At 62.1% G+C, this 999-nt stretch carries 2 protein-coding genes; one reads left to right on the top strand and one right to left on the bottom strand.

The genetic code is table 11. The annotated features are described in order from the left end of the window. Positions 1-188 precede the first annotated feature (188 nt). Positions 189-677 (top strand): hypothetical protein, encoded by a 489-nt coding sequence (locus ACK4TH_RS12205; protein ID WP_409626833.1) that lies wholly within the window; start codon positions 189-191, stop codon positions 675-677. Here the strand turns inward: ACK4TH_RS12205 and ACK4TH_RS12210 are convergent. Continuing rightward, positions 674-999 (bottom strand): DUF2829 domain-containing protein (locus ACK4TH_RS12210; protein WP_409626835.1); only part of this gene is annotated, 326 nt, incomplete at its 5' end. The genes ACK4TH_RS12205 and ACK4TH_RS12210 overlap by 4 nt on opposite strands.

The raw sequence follows: 999 nt of genomic DNA on the forward strand, positions 1-999 counted from the left end.
CGCTCGGGGCCTTTCTTCTCGCGCAGCGGATTGGCCGTCCCGTCCGGTAGCGTCGCTTCGCCCCACGGGAATACGAACATGACGAAGCCCAGCGGGTCGTCGTAGTAGCGCGCGATGGCTTCGGCTAGTTTTATCTCCGCTTCGAGCGTGAGCTTGCTCATTGCGCTGTCTTCCCCTATAGTCGTCGCATGTCGACGCCTTATGACATCTATCCGCAGGTACTTCGCGTTATCGACCTAATCAGCAACGGCGAGACGGTTACGGCTGCGTGCAAGAAAGTCGGCCTGCCAATCCCCACGTTCAAGAAGTATGTCGCCAATCAGCAGGAATTGCAAGACGCGCTGATAACGGCGGAACAGTCGGGGCAGGACATACTTGCTGACACGCTAATCGACATCGACACGCGCCACAGCGACGCGCGCATGGCCAAGGTCGTTTCCGAGAATATCAAGTGGCTGCTGTCGAAACGCCGCGTCAAGGACTACGGCGACAAGGTCACTGTGGAACATACAATCACGGCGGACGCGGCAATCATCGCGGCGCTGGATCGCGGCCGGGAGCGTGCGCAAGGGCGTCTCCTGCCGCCGCCGGACCCCGCTGACGTGATCGACGCTTCGTTTGTGGAAGTCGTCGAGGACGCCAGCGAGGCGGCGATACTGGCCGAGATTATGGCCTAGCTGGACGTCTCGGCCAGCAAGTCGGCCTGCCGCGCGTCCGGCACGATGTACCAGTCTTCCGCCAGCATATCGACTTGGGAGGCCAGCCAGGGCACGACGTAGCCCTGCGCCGTCTTCATGTCGATATGGCCGTGGTACTGGATGTCGGCACCCTCGGGGTAGATGCCCAACAGCGGCGGCCTGTTGACCTTGAACCGCGAGCCGGGGACGAGGAACAGAAACATGTTCTTCCCGTTCCAGCCGTCACGCGCAACGCGCTGGCCTTTCTTGAGGCACGCGACGGCAGCGCCGAACGACATGCCGTTACCGGCCGACGCGACGT

Source organism: Tepidimonas sp. (assembly GCF_046292505.1).
Lineage (GTDB): Bacteria > Pseudomonadota > Gammaproteobacteria > Burkholderiales > Burkholderiaceae_C > Tepidimonas.

What these genes read in the sequence shown, in the direction of transcription:
- ACK4TH_RS12205 (WP_409626833.1), top strand. Translation starts at nt 189, where the DNA reads ATGTCGACGCCTTATGACATCTATCCGCAGGTACTTCGCGTTATCGAC.